Here is a 16,557-nt window from a genome sequence, read left to right on the forward strand (position 1 = left end):
ATAAATACCTTCTGACATTCCAACCGTGCCGGGCGGCGACGCGTCCGGTTCGTCGTCCCCGTCAACAGAGGTATATACCAGCGCGTCGACCGACGGTGTAATGTCGGAGCGACAGCCTGTCGAGCTACGCTTCTTATCACAGGAGGCGACGCTCGACGCCGGTATCGTCGAGATGGATCGATGCGTCGAGACGATGGCGTCCGTCTTCGACCTCTACAACCGCGGTCAGGTGCTCATGGGGAACCCCGGCGAACATATGCACGGACACGTGACGACCTTCCCCGGTAACTTGGAAAACGCCGACACGTTCGACGCCGACCGGATTTTTTGTGACGTTCGTGGGAACGCGCTGGAGTTCGCCGAGCGGGTCGACTGGGAGGTGATGAACCGGCTGGGCGCCGCCGTCGACTACGGCCTCGGGCTCGATATCGACCGCACCGATCTGCGGACGCTCCACGAACTCGTCGGTGGCGCGGATACGGCGCCGACGGAGGGGCGGTCGACACTCTACTCGCCGGGGCTCCCGATGGAGGACGTGGCGTGGACGAACGAGGTGTACGAAAACGCGAAAGCCGCCGGACTCGGACGGACGCCGACGATGTTCGAGGAGCCGTACTTCACCAAGCCCTACTGATGACGCCCGACCACGATGTCATCGTCCTCGGCGTCGGCGGCATGGGGAGTGCGGCCGCGTCACATCTGGCCCGGCGCGGCACCGACGTCCTCGGTATCGAACGGTTCGACGTGCCACACGCGAAGGGCTCCTCACACGGCGTGACGCGTATCATCCGCGTGCCACAGTTCAAGCACCCGGACTACGTTCCGCTCGCCCAGCGGTCGCTCGACCTGTGGACGGATCTGGAGGCCGAACACGACCGACAGCTGTTCTATCGCACTGGCTCGCTCGATTTCGGGCCGCCCGATAGCGACGTGTTCACCGGGTCGAAGGAGTCCTGTGCGGTCCACGACCTCGAACACACGGTGTTGACCGGCCGGGAACTGACCGAACGACCGGGGGGACTCGACCTGCCGGACGAGTATCGGGCGGTCTACCAGCCCGACGGCGGGTTCGCTCACGCCGAGCAGTCCGTCGTCGCCCACGTCCAAGCGGCACAGAAACGGGGCGCGACGATCCGCGCCCGCGAACGCGTCCACGAGTGGACGGCGGACGAATCCGGCGTCTGCGTCGTCACCGACCGCGGAACGTACACCGCGGAGACACTCGTTACCACCGTCGGGGCGTGGACGGGCGAACTGTTTCCGACGCTCGACCCGATTCTCGCCCCCGAGCGACAGGTTCTCGGATGGTTCCAGCCGACCGCCCCCGAGCGGTTCACGCCCGAGCGGTTCCCCGTGTTCGTCGCGGACGTGCCCGAGGGCAACTACTACGGGTTCCCCGCCTTCGAAGTGCCGGGGTTCAAACTCGGCAAACACCACCACTGCGGCGAGACTGGCGCCGTCGAAGAGCTACGCCGAGAGCCGACCCGCGACGACGAGGCGGTCCTCCGGCGGTTCGCCGACGAGTACGTCCCCGCCGGAACGGGACCGACCATGCGGCTCGTGGACTGTCTGTACACCAACACGCCCGATCGGGATTTCCTGCTCGATAGGCACCCCGACCACGACAACGTCGTCGTCGGCGCCGGCTTCTCCGGCCACGGCTTCAAATTCGCGCCCGTCGTCGGCGAAATCCTCGCCGATCTGGCGATGGAGGGCACGACCGAACACCCGATCGACCGGTTCGCCATCCCGCGGTTCGACCGGTAGGCTCAGACGAAATCGAACTCGTCGAGTGCGTCGGTGCCCTCTTCGCGGCGCAGGTGTTCGGCGATGGCGACGTCGAGGGCGCCGACCCCGATGGGAACGAAGACGACCCGCTCGTCGCGTCCGATCGACGGCCGGTACCCGCCGTCGACCACGTCGCCGATCGTCGCGTCCAGGTCCTCGGCGCCGAGTTCGCCCCGCGTGGCCAAGTCGGCCAGCGCGCCACGCTGGAGACACTGCTCCGGATGGTCGACGACGAGATGATCGGCCCCGCGTATCGTCGCGTCCGACAACTCCCGGTACGAGCCGAGCGCGACGACGAGCGACGGCTCGTCGAGCCACGCCTCGTCTAACACCGGCGTCTTTGAATCCGTGACGGTCACGACGGCGTCGCTGTCGGCGACGCTCGCGGGCGCGTCCTCGACGACCGTGGCCGCGGCAAGCTCCGGGTCGACGGCCGCTGCGAGCGAGCGGGCGCGCTCACCGTCGACGTCGTAGAGCCGGAACGTCTCGATATCGAGCAGGTGGTCGATCACGAGGAGTTGAAACCGGGCCTGAAACCCGGCACCGACGACGCCGACCGTCGTCGGCTCAGTCGCCATCAGCCGTCGCAGCCCGACGACGGACTGTACGGCCGTGCGGACGCCGGTCAGATACATGCCCTCCATGACCGCGGTGAACGCGCCGCGGTCGAGGTCGAACAGCAACACGAGCGAACTGATCGGCGGCTGTGTGTCGGCGTCCCACGTCGCGACGGCCCACTTCGTCCCCGCGACGCCGAGCCAGTCGACGTACGCGGGCATATCGATCGAGAACGCGTCCGCGTCCGGCCACCCGCCGTCGTCGCCGAGATGCATCGTCAGCTTCGACGGATTCAGCACCCGCCCCCGTGCGCTCTCGGCGTACGTCCGTTCCACCACGTCCAACGCCTCCTCGAGGTCGAGTCGGCGTTCTACGTCCGCTCTGGAGTATAGCGTCACGCCCATCGTCGAACGTGCATCGCGTTCGCGAGGGTCCCTCTTAGCTGTTGTGCAGGGTCGGCCTCGATCCTGCCGTGGACAGCCGATCCCCCCTACGGATCGGTCCGGTAGACCGACTTCTCGTGGGTGTAGAACTCGTAGGCCCGCTGGCCGAGTTCCTTTGCCGTCTCCGACGACGACGCCTTCATCCCGCCGAACGGCATCTGGATCTGGGAGCCGCTCGTCGTCCCGTTCACCTTGATCACGCCGGCCTCGATCCGGTCGACGAACTCGCGCCACCGCGCCATATCGGCGGTGAAGACGCTCGCCGAGAGGCCGAACGCCACGTCGTTCGCGACGCGGATCGCCTCGTCGAAGTCGGCCACCTCGATGATCGAGAGGACCGGCCCGAACACCTCCTCCTGGGCGATTCGCATCGAGGACTCCACGTCGGTGACCACCGTCGGCTCGATGAAGTAGCCCGACTCCGGTTCGGCCGGTCGACCTCCACCGGTCAGAAGCGTCGCGCCCTCCTCGCGTGCGATGGAGACGTACTCGAAGTTCGTCTCGTCCTGGTCGGCGGAGACGGCCGGCCCCATGTCCGGATCAGCCATCCCGGGGCCGACCGAGAGCGACTCGGCACGGTCGACGACGGCTTCGGTCACCCGGTCGGCCACCGCTTCGTGGACGAGCAGCCGGCTGGTCGCGGTACACGCCTGCCCGGTCAGCCCGAACGCCCCGGCGACGGCCGCGTCGGCGGCGGCGTCGATGTCCGCGTCCGGAAGCACGACCTGCGGGTTCTTGCCCCCCATCTCGGTCTGGACCGGCACCCCTCGCTCCGCGGCCGTCGTCGAGATGTGCGTCCCGGTTCCCGTCGACCCCGTAAACGAGATGCCGTCGACGCGTTCGTCGGTGATCAGTTCGTCGCCGACGGTCGATCCCGGGCCGACGACGAGGCTGAGGGCGCCGTCGGGGACGCCGGCCGCCGCGAGGATCTCGACGAGGCGCTTCGCGATCGTCGGCGTCTCCGAGGAGGGCTTGAGGACGACGGCGTTCCCCGAGGCGAGCGCCGCCGCGACCTTCCACGTCGGCGTCGCGATGGGGAAATTCCACGGCGTGATCAGCGAGACGACGCCGAGCGGTTCCCGAACCGTATACGTGAACGTCTCGGGGTCGGTCGACGGCACGGTGTCGCCGGTCGCGGTGCGGGTGTAGCTGGCGAAAAAGCGCAGAATCTCCGCTGCACGGGCCACTTCCCCGCGACTCGACGAGATCGGTTTGCCCTCCTCCAGCGTGAGCGTCTCCGCGAGCCTGTCGAGGTTCGCCTCCACCCGGTCCGCCGCGTCGTAAAGCACCGTCTCCCGCTCGTCGGGTGTCGACGCCCCCCACGCCCCGCTGGCCTCGTCGGCCGCGGCCAGCGCCCGCGTCGCCTGTGCACCGGTCGCCGCCGGAAACGAGACGACCGTCTCGTCCGGCGACGCCGGATTCCGGACCACCAGCTCGTTCCCGTCGCCATCCGTCCATTCGCCGTCGATGTACTGATACTGTGTGTCGGTCATAGTGTGACTCGCTCGCCGCCGTCGGCGCTCCATAGGGGTCACGACCGTCGTCACGACGGCCGGGACGCTCCGCGGACAGCACCGACACGGATCGACCGTGCGTGGGGAGCGTCGTAAACGTTCCGGTGGCCCCCTCACTCGTTGATTTCGAAGCCCGCGCCCCGGTACGACCCCTCGAACTCCGGCGCGAGCACGTCGCTGCTGTACTCGAAGATGTCCTCCCACACCGACCGCTCGATGTCGACGCCCTCGCGAAGCAGCCGGTCGGCCCGCGTGCCGACCTCCTCCGGTCGGAAGACGTCGATACCCTCGCGGAACGTCCGCTCGGCGCGCCGGGGCCGGGTCGGGTGGGTTGGATCGAAACAGATCGTCACGAACCCCGCGGGCACGTCCGGCCGTCCCTCGACGGGGGTCGTCGCGTCGTCGAGGAGCCGGGTCACAAACCGTCCGTCCGCCGTCCCGGCCCCGTCGTCGTCGCCGTCCCCGTCGAAGAGTGCGTGTATCAGGAGGTCGGTCGAGTGGTCCGTGGGGCCCTCGTCGATCGCATCCAGTATCGTCGCGTGCGCGACCGACGGAGCGCCGAGGTCGGCCTCGCCCACGATCGGGTGTGGTCGTGCGGGCTCGGCCGTGACGGTCACGGCGTCGCCCACGCGGTTCGCGTACAGCACGACCGACTGGAGCCCCCGCTTTGCCGCCGCGTGTGCGACGTGGCCGAGCGCGGCCACGGTGTCATCCCCCGGGGCGACCGTGGTGTAGGTGAGGCCGAGGCCGCGACGCTCCGCTCGCGCACAGCAGAGATCGAGTGTCGGAGTCCCGGAGACGATGCTCGGCTGCCCGGCGCCATCGACGACCGGGACGGCCCCGTCCCGCCGACGCGTCAGCCGTCCCCGATCCAGATCCTGCAGTTCGTCCAGGAGTTCGTGCAGCAGCGTGAGCCCCGAGCCCTTGGTGAGTTCGGTCCACCAGATACTCTCCGCGTTCGCTCGTGCCGCCCCGTCGGCGAAGCCGGCGGCGCGGAAACACCGCTCGGATAAGTCGAACACTTCCCTGACGCTCAGTTTCATGTGTCCTCCCTCCAGTGTGGCGCCCGCGCCGGTCTCGACGGGTAGAGCCAGTCGACACCCCCGCCCTCCCCGTTGCGTACGTCCACGGGGAGCGGGGCGCCCTGGTAGAACGTCCCGCGGACCCACCCCTGGGATTTCGGGTGCGCCTTCTGAATCCCCCAGATGGCCTTGAGACACGAGATCATCGACAGCGGGACGAACTCGGCGTCGAGGGGGTTCGTGCGAACCTCGGCGTACGGCAGGTCGTGGACCGTCTGCACCCGTTCGACGATGCTTCGGTGATCCGGGTGATCGAACAGCAGGTCGGCGACCGGCGCCGCGGCGTCGTACGCCCCGAGGTCGGCGTCGAGGGCCTGTACCTGCCGCGCGATGTCGATGGGGAGGCCGTACTCCTCGTAGTCGTGCTCGCCGCGAATACCGAGCCGTGGCTCCTCGCTGTCGATCGATCGGTACCAGAAGTACCGGCGGGACTCCGGCTCGCTCAGGTCGATATCGAGCGCCCACTCGTAGTGTTCGTCGACGATCGAGCGGAGGGTCGCGACCGACATCTCCGGCGCCACGTCGCTTCGCTCCGAGACGGTCAACGAGGACGCCAGCCCACGACACGTCTCCGGGTGCGTATCGAGCAACAGCGAGTGGAGCAGTTCCACCGTCTCCGCCGCGAATTCGGCCTCGGCCCACTCACAGAGCCGTTCCCAGGTCGGCGGCGTCTCGACTCCCTCGTACCGGCGCGCGACGCGCCGGCCGATCCGCTCTAGCCCCGCGGCGATGCGGTCCTTCGAGAGGAAGTACTCCTTCGTGTCGCTCTCGTCTTCCGCGAACCACCGCCGTGCGTCCGCCAGGATCGTCCCGAATCGGTCGCGGTCCTCGGGGCCCGGTCGAATCCCCTTGACGCGGGCGAGCGCGACTTCCCGGGCCCGAAGCCAGGCGTCGATCAACTGCGGGTGGTTGACGACGTAGTGGACGATGCCGATGCCCGACGAGTTCCCGGTCCCGAGATACCGCTTGATCTCGTAGTCGATGGCCGGGGCGTCGTCGTTTCGCGCCGACGCGATGTGTTCGGCTAGGTCGTAGCTGAAGATCCGAAGGAGATACACCGAGAGCATCTGCGCCATGTACGGCCGCTTCAGCGGGTGATCGCCGTCCATCGCCCGGAACTCCTTCGTCCCGTTCAGCCCGTTTCCGTAGTAGCCCGACGACCGCATCAGGTAGCCACCCTGCGCACAGAACTCGACGTCCGGCTGGTGACCCGCCGCCAGCGAGTCGACGACGTGTCCGAAAAACCGCGAACTCCGGTTCGCGCGCGTCCAGATCAGTATCTCCGGTGTCGCCCGGCCGTCCCTGACCGACGGCAGCTCCTCGAACTGCGACTCCATCAGCTCCGGCGTGGCGCGTCCCTCACACAGAAATCCCCACATGTCCCAGTTGTCCGCGACGATTCGATCCGTGTTCTCCCCGTCCGGATCGTGTGAGAAGACGCCAAAGGAGAGCCGACGCGACGGCGTTTCGATACGGTAGACGAGTCGCCCGACACCCCGCTCGTCCAGATCGGATCGCTCCACCGTGATCTCCCACTCCTCCTCGACCATCTTGTCCAGCAACAGCCGTGCGAAGCTGAGCCGCGTCTGCTTGAGTGCGCTCAATCGCTCGGGTTGCATGAGCTCTGACGGGTCGCGTAGCGATGTCACGCGGCTGAATCACCTCTGTTGGGAGCCATTGACACCCTCGGTGTTCTCACACGAAAATAAAAACTTTGCCACCGCCGACGATCCGAGCGCCCGCGTCTGCGGCCGCCTCGACCGAGAGCGCCCGACTACACCGCACGCTCCCAGAACGCGAGGAAGTTATCGCCCAGGATTCCCGGCGCCGCCTCGCCGAAGCGGGAGTCGACCGCCTCGCGAACACGGTCCCAGTCCCGATACGTCTCGAAGTCGCCGATACCCGCAGCCGTCTCCCGCTCCCGGACCGTTTCCTCGTCGAACCCGAGTTCGATGATGTGATCCTCGTAGTACGAGAGGAGTTCCTCCGGAAACCGCACGTCGGCCGGATAGAAGTCGGTGCCGATGCCCACCCTGTCGACGCCGAGGATGTCGCTCGCGTGTGCCAGATGCTCGACGAAGACGTCGAGCGTCGGGTCGTCGACACCGGGGGCGATGAACCACGGGAGCGCCACGATACCCAGATAACCGTCCGCGTCGGCGAGCGCGGTCAGTTCCTCGTCGGATTTGCCCCGGTAGTGCTGTGCGACGCCCTGACACGTCGCGTGTGTCACGGCGACCGGCTCCTCGGAGTACGCGATGGCGTCGAGCGTCGTCCGCTTCCCGCAGTGAGAGAGGTCGACCACCCCGCCCAGATCGTTGATTCGATCGACTGCGGCCCGACCGAACGTCGAGAGTCCACCCCCGGACGGGTCGTTACAGCCCGTCCCGAGCCGGTTCTGGTAGTTGTACGTGAGCTGGAAGAGCCGCACACCCTCGTTGTACAGGGTGTCGATCCGGTCGAGCGAGCCGTCGATGGCCGCGCCGACGTTCTGCGTGTTGAGGATCACGCCGACATCACCGTCGGCCGCGACACGCCGAGCCTCCGCGGGCGAGGTCACCTTGTGTAGCCAGTCGGCAGCGTCGAACCGTGCCTGCCACCGGGCGAGGTCACGCCGCTGTCCCGTCCGCTCCGAGACACCCCTCTCGTGTGTCCACGGCGTCACGCTGAGGAGGTCGACGCCCGCCGCCCCGTACACGTCCCGTACCCGACGCCGACACTCACTGTCCGCCTCGAACTGCCGGACTTCGTGATCCCAGATGGCCTCCCAGCACTCGTCTCTCGGTTTGCCGTCCGCGACCATCCCCTCGATCGCCGCTGCCAACTCCTCGGACCCACCGTACGCCTCGATGACCTGCTCCCACGGGGCCGAGGACGCGTAGTCGAAGACCGGTGTCTCGTCGCTCATGTCCCGCAGTACTCCGATGTCAGTGTTAAAATTTCGCACTGTGGTCGTCCCGAGCGGACGCGTGTTAACGTTGACCACAATTTATATATGAATCGAATGAAACCAATAGGGCAGAGCGCAACCCATGGCTCAATCAACCGATTCAGGAGTGTTTAGACAGTTCGTCGACGAGATCGACACCATTCCGTTCGTGCTCGGGGCACTGATTACGTTCGTGTTCATCGGACTGGCCGCCGTCAGGACGGAGCTGGTGTCACAGAGCATCTCCTCCGCTTTCACCGTGTTCGGGCAGGGGCTCGCGTGGCTCTACCTCCTCTCGATGCTGTTGATGATCGGCGTCGGCGCCTACCTGATGCTCAGCCCGTACGGGAAGATCAAACTCGGGGACGGCGATCCGGAGTACAGCAACTTTTCGTATCTGTCGATGTTCTTCTCGGCCGGCCTCTCGGCCGGCATCGTCTTCTTCGGGCCCGTTGAGGCGCTGACTCACTACAGCACCGTCCCGACGCTGTTCAGTAGCGGGGTGGAAGCCGGCACGACGGGCGCGATGGTTCCCGCGCTCGCCTACGCCATCTTCCACTACGGCATCTCCGCCTGGGGCGGCTATCTGGCGATCGGCATTCCGGTCGCGTACTACGTCTACGAGTACGGCGCGCCCTTCCGCACGTCGACCGTCCTCCTGCCGGTGTTGGGCGCCAAGAACCTCGACGGCGTCATCGGCCGCACCATCGACACGCTCGCCGTCGTCGCGACGCTGGGCGGTATCGCGACCGGTCTCGGCTTCATCGCCACACAGATCCTCACCGGCATCACCTACCGGACGGGGATTCAGTTCGGCAACGTGGAGACGCTGCTCGCCATCACGGGCATCACGATCATCTTCACCCTGTCGCTGGTCGCCGGCGTCGACCGCGGCATCCGCCGCCTCTCGGATTTCAACGTCGCGATGATGGCCGTCCTCCTGCTGGCGACGCTGATCGGGGGTATCGTCCTCGACAGCATCTCCGGGGCGGCCGTGTTGAACACGGGCGTGCTGGCTATCGGGACCTACCTCGGCAACTTCTTCCGCATGAGTCTGTTCACGGGCATCGGGACCGACGGCGGCGCAGTCTGGACCTCCTTCTGGACGGTCTTTTACTGGTCGTGGTGGATCGCGTGGGCGCCCTTCGTCGGCCTGTTTCTCGCGCGCATCTCGAAGGGCCGGACGATCCGTGAGGTGCTGTTCACCGCGTTCGTCACCATGACCTCGGTCTCTGTCGTCTGGTTCACCGTCGTCGGCGGCACGTCGATGTGGCTCCAGCAGACCGGCACCGCCGACATCCTCGGCGCAGTCAACCAGTTCGGCGACGGCGTCGCCGGGTACGCGCTCTTCGGCGCGCTTCCGCTCGGCGAACTCTGGCAGCCGCTCTTTTTGATCCTCGTCGTGACCTTCTTTGCCACCTCCGCCGATTCGTCGACGCTCGCCGTCGCGATGCTGACCACCGGCGGCAAGGAGGACCCCTCCAGCATCAACCGCGTCTTCTGGGGCGTCCTGCAGGGACTGATCGCCTCGATCCTCGTCGTTCTCGGTGGGGCGAGCGCGCTCCGCTCGTCGGTGATCGTCACCGGCGCGCCGTTCGCCGTCGTCTGTGTCGTCGCGATGTTCGTCTTCATGTGGAAACTCGCCAAGGACCACGGGAGCCCACTCGTCGACGGCGAGCGGACCTGGATCCGGAGCCCGAAAGGGGCCAAGACGTCGACCAGCGCCGACGACGGCAACACGATGGTCGCCGAGGACGACTGACCGGAACTCCGCCGCCCGGACGCGTGGCGCTCGACGCTACGCGGGCCTGCATCCATACCGAACGCTCGTTCGGCACGAGTACAACCGACTCAATTTTTATACGTTGCGGACGACTGTATCGACCATGTCGGAGCACACGTCGGACGAACCGCGGACGGTGGGAGCGACCGAAACGTCGTTCGCCGTCATCGAACGGCTCCGTGACCGGAGCGGGGCGACTGTCACCGAACTCGCCGCCGACCTCGGCGCCTCGAAGAGCACGGTTCACAACCATCTCAGGACACTCGTCGAATTGGGATACGTCGTCACGGAGGGGAGCGTCTACCATCTCGGTCTCCAGTTTCTGGACCTCGGCAACGCGGCCCGCGACCGGTTGGACCTGTACGACGTGACGAAACAGGGCGTCGACGAACTCGTCTCCACGACGGACGAACACGGGTACGTGATGGTCGAAGAAGGGGGGCGCGGCGTCTACATCTACCAGTCGACGACCGAACGCGGCGTGCAGACGGACTCCCACATCGGCACCACGGTCGACCTCCACGCGACCGCAGTCGGGAAGGCGTATCTCGCCCACCTCGAGGAACCGCGCCGGAGTGAACTGCTCGAAAACATCGAACTCCGGGAACGAACGCCGTCGACGTACACCGATCGTAACGCGTTCGAGGCGGAACTGGACGCGGTGCGGAAACAGGGATTCGCGTTCAACGACGAGGAGCGGTTCGTCGGCATGCGTGCCGTCGGCGCCCCCGTTCTCGGCCCCGACGACGAGGTGCTCGCATCGATCAGCGTCTCCGGACCGACGACCCGACTGGAAGGCGAGCGATACCGCTCCGAACTGCCCGAACTGGTCACCCAGACTGCCCGACTGATCGGGATTCGGGCGTCGTACTCCTGACGCGACCGAGAGCGACTTCATCGCCGTTCGGAGCTACCGAACGACCGTTCACCTCGATCCGCCGACGCTCCGTCACCCCAAAAATAACACACATAATGGTGTTAGGGGACTATGATTCACCCGGAAGCGTCGCGACTCGGACCGATCGACCGCGAAGCCCGTTCCCCCTTTCTCCCACCGATATCACTAGAATATTATAATATTTGGAAAAATACACGTTTGCGGCAGAACTCACTGAACCATCGTCCGTGACCGCCGTCGTGGCCGACGGTTGCAGTCCACGGAACCGATGCGACCTCCTCGACGCGTTGATTCCGGATTTCCGGCTACTATCGAGGCGAATTGCCGAACTGTGCCGGGGCCATCCACTCGGCGGTGTCCTGTGTCCTCTGCGCCGACTATCCGTTCTACGTCTGCCGTTTTGCGACTAGGATCGGGTGCCCCGTGTCTCCAGCGGTTTCTCGGTCCATTCGTCTCCTGTGACGTGTGGGAGGCCTCGTCTCGATACTTCTATGTTTCCAAATAGGAATGCAAGTACTTCGGATTGCTTATGTTTTGTCGGCCGAAACACCAGCACGTACTCGACCGAACGCTATAGTAGCCGTTGTAAGTCAGAGCACACCTGATCGCACGCAGTCCTGCGATCAGGTGTACAAACAGTTCCAAACGCTACTACAGGTGGGCGAGATATCGGGGCGCTCTCGACGGTGCCGGGTTTTCACAGTACCAACGCGGACGGCGGAGTAACGCGACCGACCCCGGGACCGGTGTCACGGGGTCGGCGCTCAGACGTACAGATGTATCACCGCGTAGCCGATCCAGACCCCGACCAGTCCGAGTAGATACGGCACCACGGCTCGGGCGACCCTGATGTAGTCGATTTCGGCGATGCCGCTGATGATGTAGAGATTCAACCCGTACGGTGGCGTGATGAACCCGACCGAGTCGCCCATCATGAAGATCATTCCCCAGACGATCGGACCCCACCCGATTTCCGCAGCAGCGGGGGCCAGCATCGGCGCCGTGAGAAGCAGGTTCGGCGTCGCGTCCATCACCGTCCCGGCGATCCAGATGATGGCGAGGATCGCAAAGAGGATGAGATACGGGTGTTGGAGCCCGATGACTGCGTTGGCTATCAGCGTCTGCAGCCCCAAATTCGACATACTCTGTTGGATCAGGACCGACGTCACGACCATCGGAATGATGACCCCGAGCAACAGCAACGACGAGAACGAGGCGCGAACGATCTGTTCGAAAGAGGTGATTCTCCCCGTGCCGACCGACAGGGCGAGAATGTAGATGACCGCCACGGCGGCCGACTCGGTCGGGGTGAAGATCCCCGCAAAGATCCCACCCAACAGGATCACGATCGTTCCGATGCCGATCTTCGCGTTCCACGCGGCTTTGACCGCCTCGAGCGGGTCGATTCCGCGGCTCGTCTGCGACCCGTAGCTGTTCCTTTTCGAGTAGTACGTGTTGATCCCGACGAGGACGATCAACATCCCGATTCCGGGGGCGATGCCGGCCTTGAACAGTTCGACGATCGAGACGCCGAAGGCGACGCCGTAAATTATCAGCAGGATACTAGGTGGAATGATTGCCCCGAGAACGCCGCCGGCGGCGATGGTCCCTGCGGCGTAGGTGTCTTCGTACCCCTCGTCTTCCATCTGGGGGTACAGGGCGTTCCCGACCGATGCCGTGGTCGCGGCGTTCGACCCGGTTATCGCCGAGAATATCGACGCCGTTCCGATCGCCGTGTTCCCGGTCGATCCCGGCCACCAGCCGATCGTCTCCCTGGTGAATTCGACGACATCCTCCGCGATGCCGGACTCGTATATCAGGTCTCCGACGAGGATGAACAGCGGAATCGCCGTGAACGGGAAGGTCTGCAGAACGGCGTAATGTTCCGTGGCTATGTTGCTGATCGGGAAGCTCGCGGAGGTAGCGTGGTACACCAGCCCCCAAAAGCCGAAGACGAGATAGATCGGGATTCCGATGGCGAACAGGACCACACAGAGCACCGTCGCGAACAGCAGGAGTTCGCCGGTCGAGAGTGCCGCGACGATCATATATCGACCTTCGATGTCGGCGTGATGTCCTCGCCGTTCTTGTACTGTCGGCGGATCAGCACCGCCTTCTGTAGCGATCGGACGACGATGAGAACCATTCCGACGGCGACTGCCAAGTACGCCGTCCAGAGCGGGATCGGCGTCCCGAGTATCTGTCGGCCCGACTCCAGCCTGAGCTGCAGGGTTTCGAGCAGATACACGGTGACGATCCCGGCGAAAAAGACCCACGCGACGATGTCGAGGTATCTGAGCGCGTAGTTCACACGGTTGGAGAGCCGCTCACGGAGCAGCGTGAACCGGAAATGCGAATCGTGGCGGATGGCCCAGCCCGCAGCCAGCCACGTCATCCACGTGAACAGGTAGAGCGTCACCGAGAGCGTGTACGAGGGCGGGTCGCCGAACGTCTCCCGCTGGAAAATCGTGTAGCCGATGAGTAGGGTGTACGCGAACAGCATGATCGTCCCGATATACCCCTCGAAGTTCCGTTCGAGTTTCCGTAGAAGCGTCGTATTCATAGATCGTATTCAAGCGGATCGGTTACATCTCTTCGAGGTAGTCGTCCCACCACGCGTCGACGGTGTAGTCGTCGCCCCAGAACCCGTCCGGGACCGCGGACTCCCGGGCGGAGTCGTGCAGGTATTCGTGGAACGCCTCCCCGTCGACCCCGATCTGATCGGCGCTCCCGATAATGTCCGAGTACAGATCGGCGTTTTGCTCGTACGAGACCATATCCATCCACTGCCGTTGCTCGTCGCCTTCGATGTAGTTTACCTGCAGGTCGTGTTCGTTCACGCAGGCGCTCTCCGGCGGGTCGTCGGTATGGGTTCCGAGTCTCTGCTGGTGGATTTCGGGGTTCATCCGCACGAGATCCCGATAGATCCTCCGGGATTCCTCGGCGATGATCGCCCTGTTTTCCTCCGACAGCCCCTTGAGCCACTCGACGCTGGCCCACTTCACGTCGTTGTGGATCGTCCACTGGTTGTGGACGCTCTCCCCCAGCGAGTCGGCCATGTTACCTTGATACGCACAGATGGGTGAAATCGCCGCTTCCATGCCGCCTACCACCCCGGTTCGCAGGCCCTGAAGGCTGTCCGCCCAGGACACGGAAACCGGGCTCATCCCCCACTCGTTGAGACAGATTCCGGACACCTGACTGCCGGTCCGACGACAGTCCATCCCCTTGACGTCCGCGGGCAGCCGGTGGGCCGAATCCCGACTGTTGGATCTGTCGAGGCCGATGTTGATCGACCGCAGCGTCGGTGCGTGCATCCACAGGGGAACGACGCCGAACTCCTGTGCGAACGGAACCCACCACTGTTCCCACGTTTCGGGCTTCTGATGGACGTAGCCGAGCGACTGCGGACTCGGGAACGTAAACGGCAACATCCAGATATCGTTCATCGGATAGAATTTCGTCGAGTTCCCGATCGAGGCGCTCCCGATCTCGACTGCGCCCTGTCGGACTTTGTCCGGGCAGGTCAGCTCTCCACAGAGCTGTCCCTCGGCGACGTTTTCTACCTGTATTCGACCGCCGGTCCGCTCCTCGACACGCTTTTCGAACTCCCAGTGACCGGACGGTTGTGCTCCTTCCCACGCACTCCCCGGCTTCGTCATCACCCCGCCGATCGTCAGCGTGAGTTCCGCCTCCGACCCGCCCGAACTGGTGTCCGTACTGCCGCCGCCCGACCCGTCCGAACCGGTGTCCGTACCGCCGCCACCGCCCCCCGAACAGCCCGCGAGACTCACTCCGAACGCTCCCACCGCCCCGGTCGTTTTGATAACCGTCCGTCTAGATACGTCACTGTCTCGTGACATGGGCTTGAGACTGTGTCACAAATTAATAAACATTATGCATTCATGTTGGATTATCTAAATTAGTTGTCGCCCTCGACTGCCGGCGTACGCCCCCAATTTAGGAAAAATTTATATGCTGTTGTTCGGGAAGGGAAATGGTATGGAGACCACTGCAGTAGTCATGACGAAACCCGGAACGGTACGTCACCAGGAGATCGAGATTCCCGACCCCGGTCCGGACGACGTGCTTCTCCGCGTCGAACTGTCCGGCATCTGCGGCACCGACGTACATATGTACAACGGGGGAATGGATCTCGACTTCCCCGTCGTCCCGGGTCACGAGTTCGCCGGTGAGATAGAGCACGTCGGCGAACGCGTCGAGACCGACTCGAAAGGGGCCGACATCGAGGAGGGGGACCGCCTAGCCGTCGTCCCGGCGATGCCCGGCGGCAGCGACGACTGGTACGCCCGAAACATGCCGGGCCGTCCCCGACTGAGCAAGGACCCCGATCGGTTCGGCTTCGACAACGTCGACGAGCAGTACGCCGGCGGCATGAGCGAATACGTCGTCCTGCCGCCGAAGGCCGCCTACTACAAACTTCCCGAGGAGATGGTCGTGGAACTGGGTGCGCTCGTCGAGCCGCTGTCGGTCGGGATGCATGCCTTCGAACGGTCGATGCAGCCCGGACTCCCACACATGCGCGAAGGGTTCGGTGTCGGGCGGAGCGTCGCCGTACAGGGCGCCGGCCCGGTCGGTCTCTTCGCCATCTGCTCCGCGACGGCGGCCGGCGCCGGACAGATCATCGCCATCGACGCCTTGGACGAACGGTTGGCACTCGCCGAGGAGTTTGGTGCCACGGACCTCGTGAACCTGACCGACCACGAACCGGACGAACTCGTCACGACCGTCAAGGAACTCACGAACGGAAACGTCGGTCCCGATGTCGTGATCGAAGCGGCTGGCGTCCCACAGGCGGTCGAGCAAGGTCTGGAGCTACCACACGACGGCGGCACGTACGTCGAAGCCGGCCACTTCGCGTACAACGGGGAGAGCGAGATCAACCCCACCCGGATCGTCCAGAAGGAGCTGAACATCTACGGAAGTCTGGCGTACCCCCCGACACAGTTCGAGTCCGCGATCGAACTGCTGTCGCAACTGGAAGACGACGTTCCGTTCCGGAAGCTGTTCAACTTCAAGACGACGTTCGAAGACGCGGAGACAGCCTACGCCGCCCAGGAGTCCGGTGAAGCGTACCGGGCAACGGTGCATCCACACGGTATCTGAGCCGATCCGGGTGTCAACCCCGCTCCCGCCGGTGGCGCCGTTCCGTCGTGTCTCCGCGCGCTATTCGCCGCCTTCGGCCCCAGCCGATCGGTGTCGCGAGTGGCTCCGCGGGCGTCGATCCGGCTTCCCGCCCTGGATCTGCGGCGTGATCCGAACGGTGTCGCCATCGGTCAGCGTCGTCGCCGTGCCGTTTCGCTGTCGGATGTTGTCGGTGTCGACCGTGACGACGATCCCCTCACGAAGTTCGCCGTCCTCGGTCAGGGCGGCGCCGCGAAACCCGTCCAGTTCGCGATCCAGTTCCGCTAGCAGGTCATCCACCGTGGACCCCGCCGCCAGGGTTTGCACCACGGTCTTCGTCCCAACTGCCTCCCGGATCGGGCCGAAACAGACACACTCGATGTCCATACACCCGCTTTGCCGGGTGGCTACATGAAT

General features: G+C 64.9%; 14 protein-coding genes. 5 read left to right on the plus strand and 9 right to left on the minus strand.

Annotation, left to right across the window (positions count from 1 at the left end):
• The first annotated feature begins 100 nt into the window (after positions 1-100).
• Positions 101-634 (plus strand): Rossmann-fold NAD(P)-binding domain-containing protein, encoded by a 534-nt coding sequence (locus tag HALNA_RS06620; RefSeq protein ID WP_049935612.1) that lies wholly within the window; start codon positions 101-103, stop codon positions 632-634.
• On the plus strand, positions 634-1,767 hold the full coding sequence (solA, locus tag HALNA_RS06625; protein ID WP_049935613.1) for an N-methyl-L-tryptophan oxidase: 1,134 nt from the start codon (positions 634-636) through the stop codon (positions 1,765-1,767). Before HALNA_RS06620 ends, solA begins: the two co-directional genes overlap by 1 nt.
• 2 nt (positions 1,768-1,769) lie before the next feature.
• Here solA and HALNA_RS06630 read toward each other — a convergent pair whose 3' ends face one another.
• From HALNA_RS06630 to HALNA_RS06650, 5 genes are all read right to left on the minus strand, one after another.
• On the minus strand, positions 1,770-2,750 hold the full coding sequence (locus tag HALNA_RS06630; RefSeq protein WP_049935614.1) for an ornithine cyclodeaminase family protein: 981 nt from the start codon (positions 2,748-2,750) through the stop codon (positions 1,770-1,772).
• Positions 2,751-2,836: 86 nt separating this feature from the next.
• Positions 2,837-4,282 (minus strand): aldehyde dehydrogenase family protein, encoded by a 1,446-nt coding sequence (locus tag HALNA_RS06635; RefSeq protein ID WP_049935615.1) that lies wholly within the window; start codon positions 4,280-4,282, stop codon positions 2,837-2,839.
• A 134-nt stretch (positions 4,283-4,416) separates the two neighbouring features.
• On the minus strand, positions 4,417-5,346 hold the full coding sequence (locus HALNA_RS06640; protein WP_049935616.1) for a hypothetical protein: 930 nt from the start codon (positions 5,344-5,346) through the stop codon (positions 4,417-4,419).
• A complete protein-coding gene (locus HALNA_RS06645) occupies positions 5,343-7,004 on the minus strand; it encodes a hypothetical protein (RefSeq protein ID WP_245576010.1) in 1,662 nt (553 codons plus the stop codon). Before HALNA_RS06645 ends, HALNA_RS06640 begins: the two co-directional genes overlap by 4 nt.
• Positions 7,005-7,159: 155 nt before the next feature.
• The gene (locus HALNA_RS06650; protein WP_084509930.1) at positions 7,160-8,293 is read right to left on the minus strand and encodes a dipeptidase; all 1,134 of its coding nucleotides are present in this window, start codon (positions 8,291-8,293) and stop codon (positions 7,160-7,162) included.
• 124 nt (positions 8,294-8,417) lie between these two features.
• Here HALNA_RS06650 and HALNA_RS06655 point away from each other — a divergent pair, with 124 nt between their 5' ends.
• Both HALNA_RS06655 and HALNA_RS06660 read left to right on the plus strand, forming a co-directional pair.
• Positions 8,418-10,076, plus strand: a complete 1,659-nt coding sequence (locus HALNA_RS06655) for a BCCT family transporter (RefSeq protein WP_049935618.1) — start codon at positions 8,418-8,420, stop codon at positions 10,074-10,076.
• Between the two features lie 124 nt (positions 10,077-10,200).
• Positions 10,201-10,974: an IclR family transcriptional regulator gene (locus HALNA_RS06660; RefSeq protein ID WP_049935619.1), complete on the plus strand. Its 774-nt coding sequence runs from the start codon at positions 10,201-10,203 to the stop codon at positions 10,972-10,974.
• Positions 10,975-11,759: 785 nt separating this feature from the next.
• Here the strand turns inward: HALNA_RS06660 and HALNA_RS06665 are convergent.
• The 3 genes from HALNA_RS06665 to dctP are packed head-to-tail and all read right to left on the minus strand — an operon-like array spanning position 11,760 to position 14,858.
• Positions 11,760-13,043 (minus strand): TRAP transporter large permease, encoded by a 1,284-nt coding sequence (locus HALNA_RS06665; RefSeq protein ID WP_049935620.1) that lies wholly within the window; start codon positions 13,041-13,043, stop codon positions 11,760-11,762.
• Complete coding sequence (locus tag HALNA_RS06670) at positions 13,040-13,558, minus strand: TRAP transporter small permease (RefSeq protein WP_049935621.1); 519 nt, start codon at positions 13,556-13,558, stop codon at positions 13,040-13,042. Before HALNA_RS06670 ends, HALNA_RS06665 begins: the two co-directional genes overlap by 4 nt.
• A gap of 22 nt (positions 13,559-13,580) precedes the next feature.
• On the minus strand, positions 13,581-14,858 hold the full coding sequence (dctP, locus tag HALNA_RS06675) for a substrate-binding domain-containing protein (protein WP_084509931.1): 1,278 nt from the start codon (positions 14,856-14,858) through the stop codon (positions 13,581-13,583).
• A 139-nt stretch (positions 14,859-14,997) separates the two neighbouring features.
• Here dctP and HALNA_RS06680 point away from each other — a divergent pair, with 139 nt between their 5' ends.
• Entirely contained in the window at positions 14,998-16,122 is a 1,125-nt protein-coding gene (locus tag HALNA_RS06680; protein WP_049935623.1) for a zinc-dependent alcohol dehydrogenase, read from the plus strand.
• 60 nt (positions 16,123-16,182) lie between these two features.
• On the opposite strand, the gene HALNA_RS06685 is transcribed toward HALNA_RS06680, so the two are convergent.
• Positions 16,183-16,527 carry a MoaD/ThiS family protein gene (locus tag HALNA_RS06685; protein ID WP_049935624.1) on the minus strand — a complete coding sequence of 115 codons (345 nt, stop codon included), beginning with the start codon at positions 16,525-16,527 and terminating at the stop codon, positions 16,183-16,185.
• Positions 16,528-16,557: the final 30 nt, after the last annotated feature.

Source organism: Haloplanus natans DSM 17983, assembly GCF_000427685.1.
GTDB lineage: Archaea > Halobacteriota > Halobacteria > Halobacteriales > Haloferacaceae > Haloplanus > Haloplanus natans.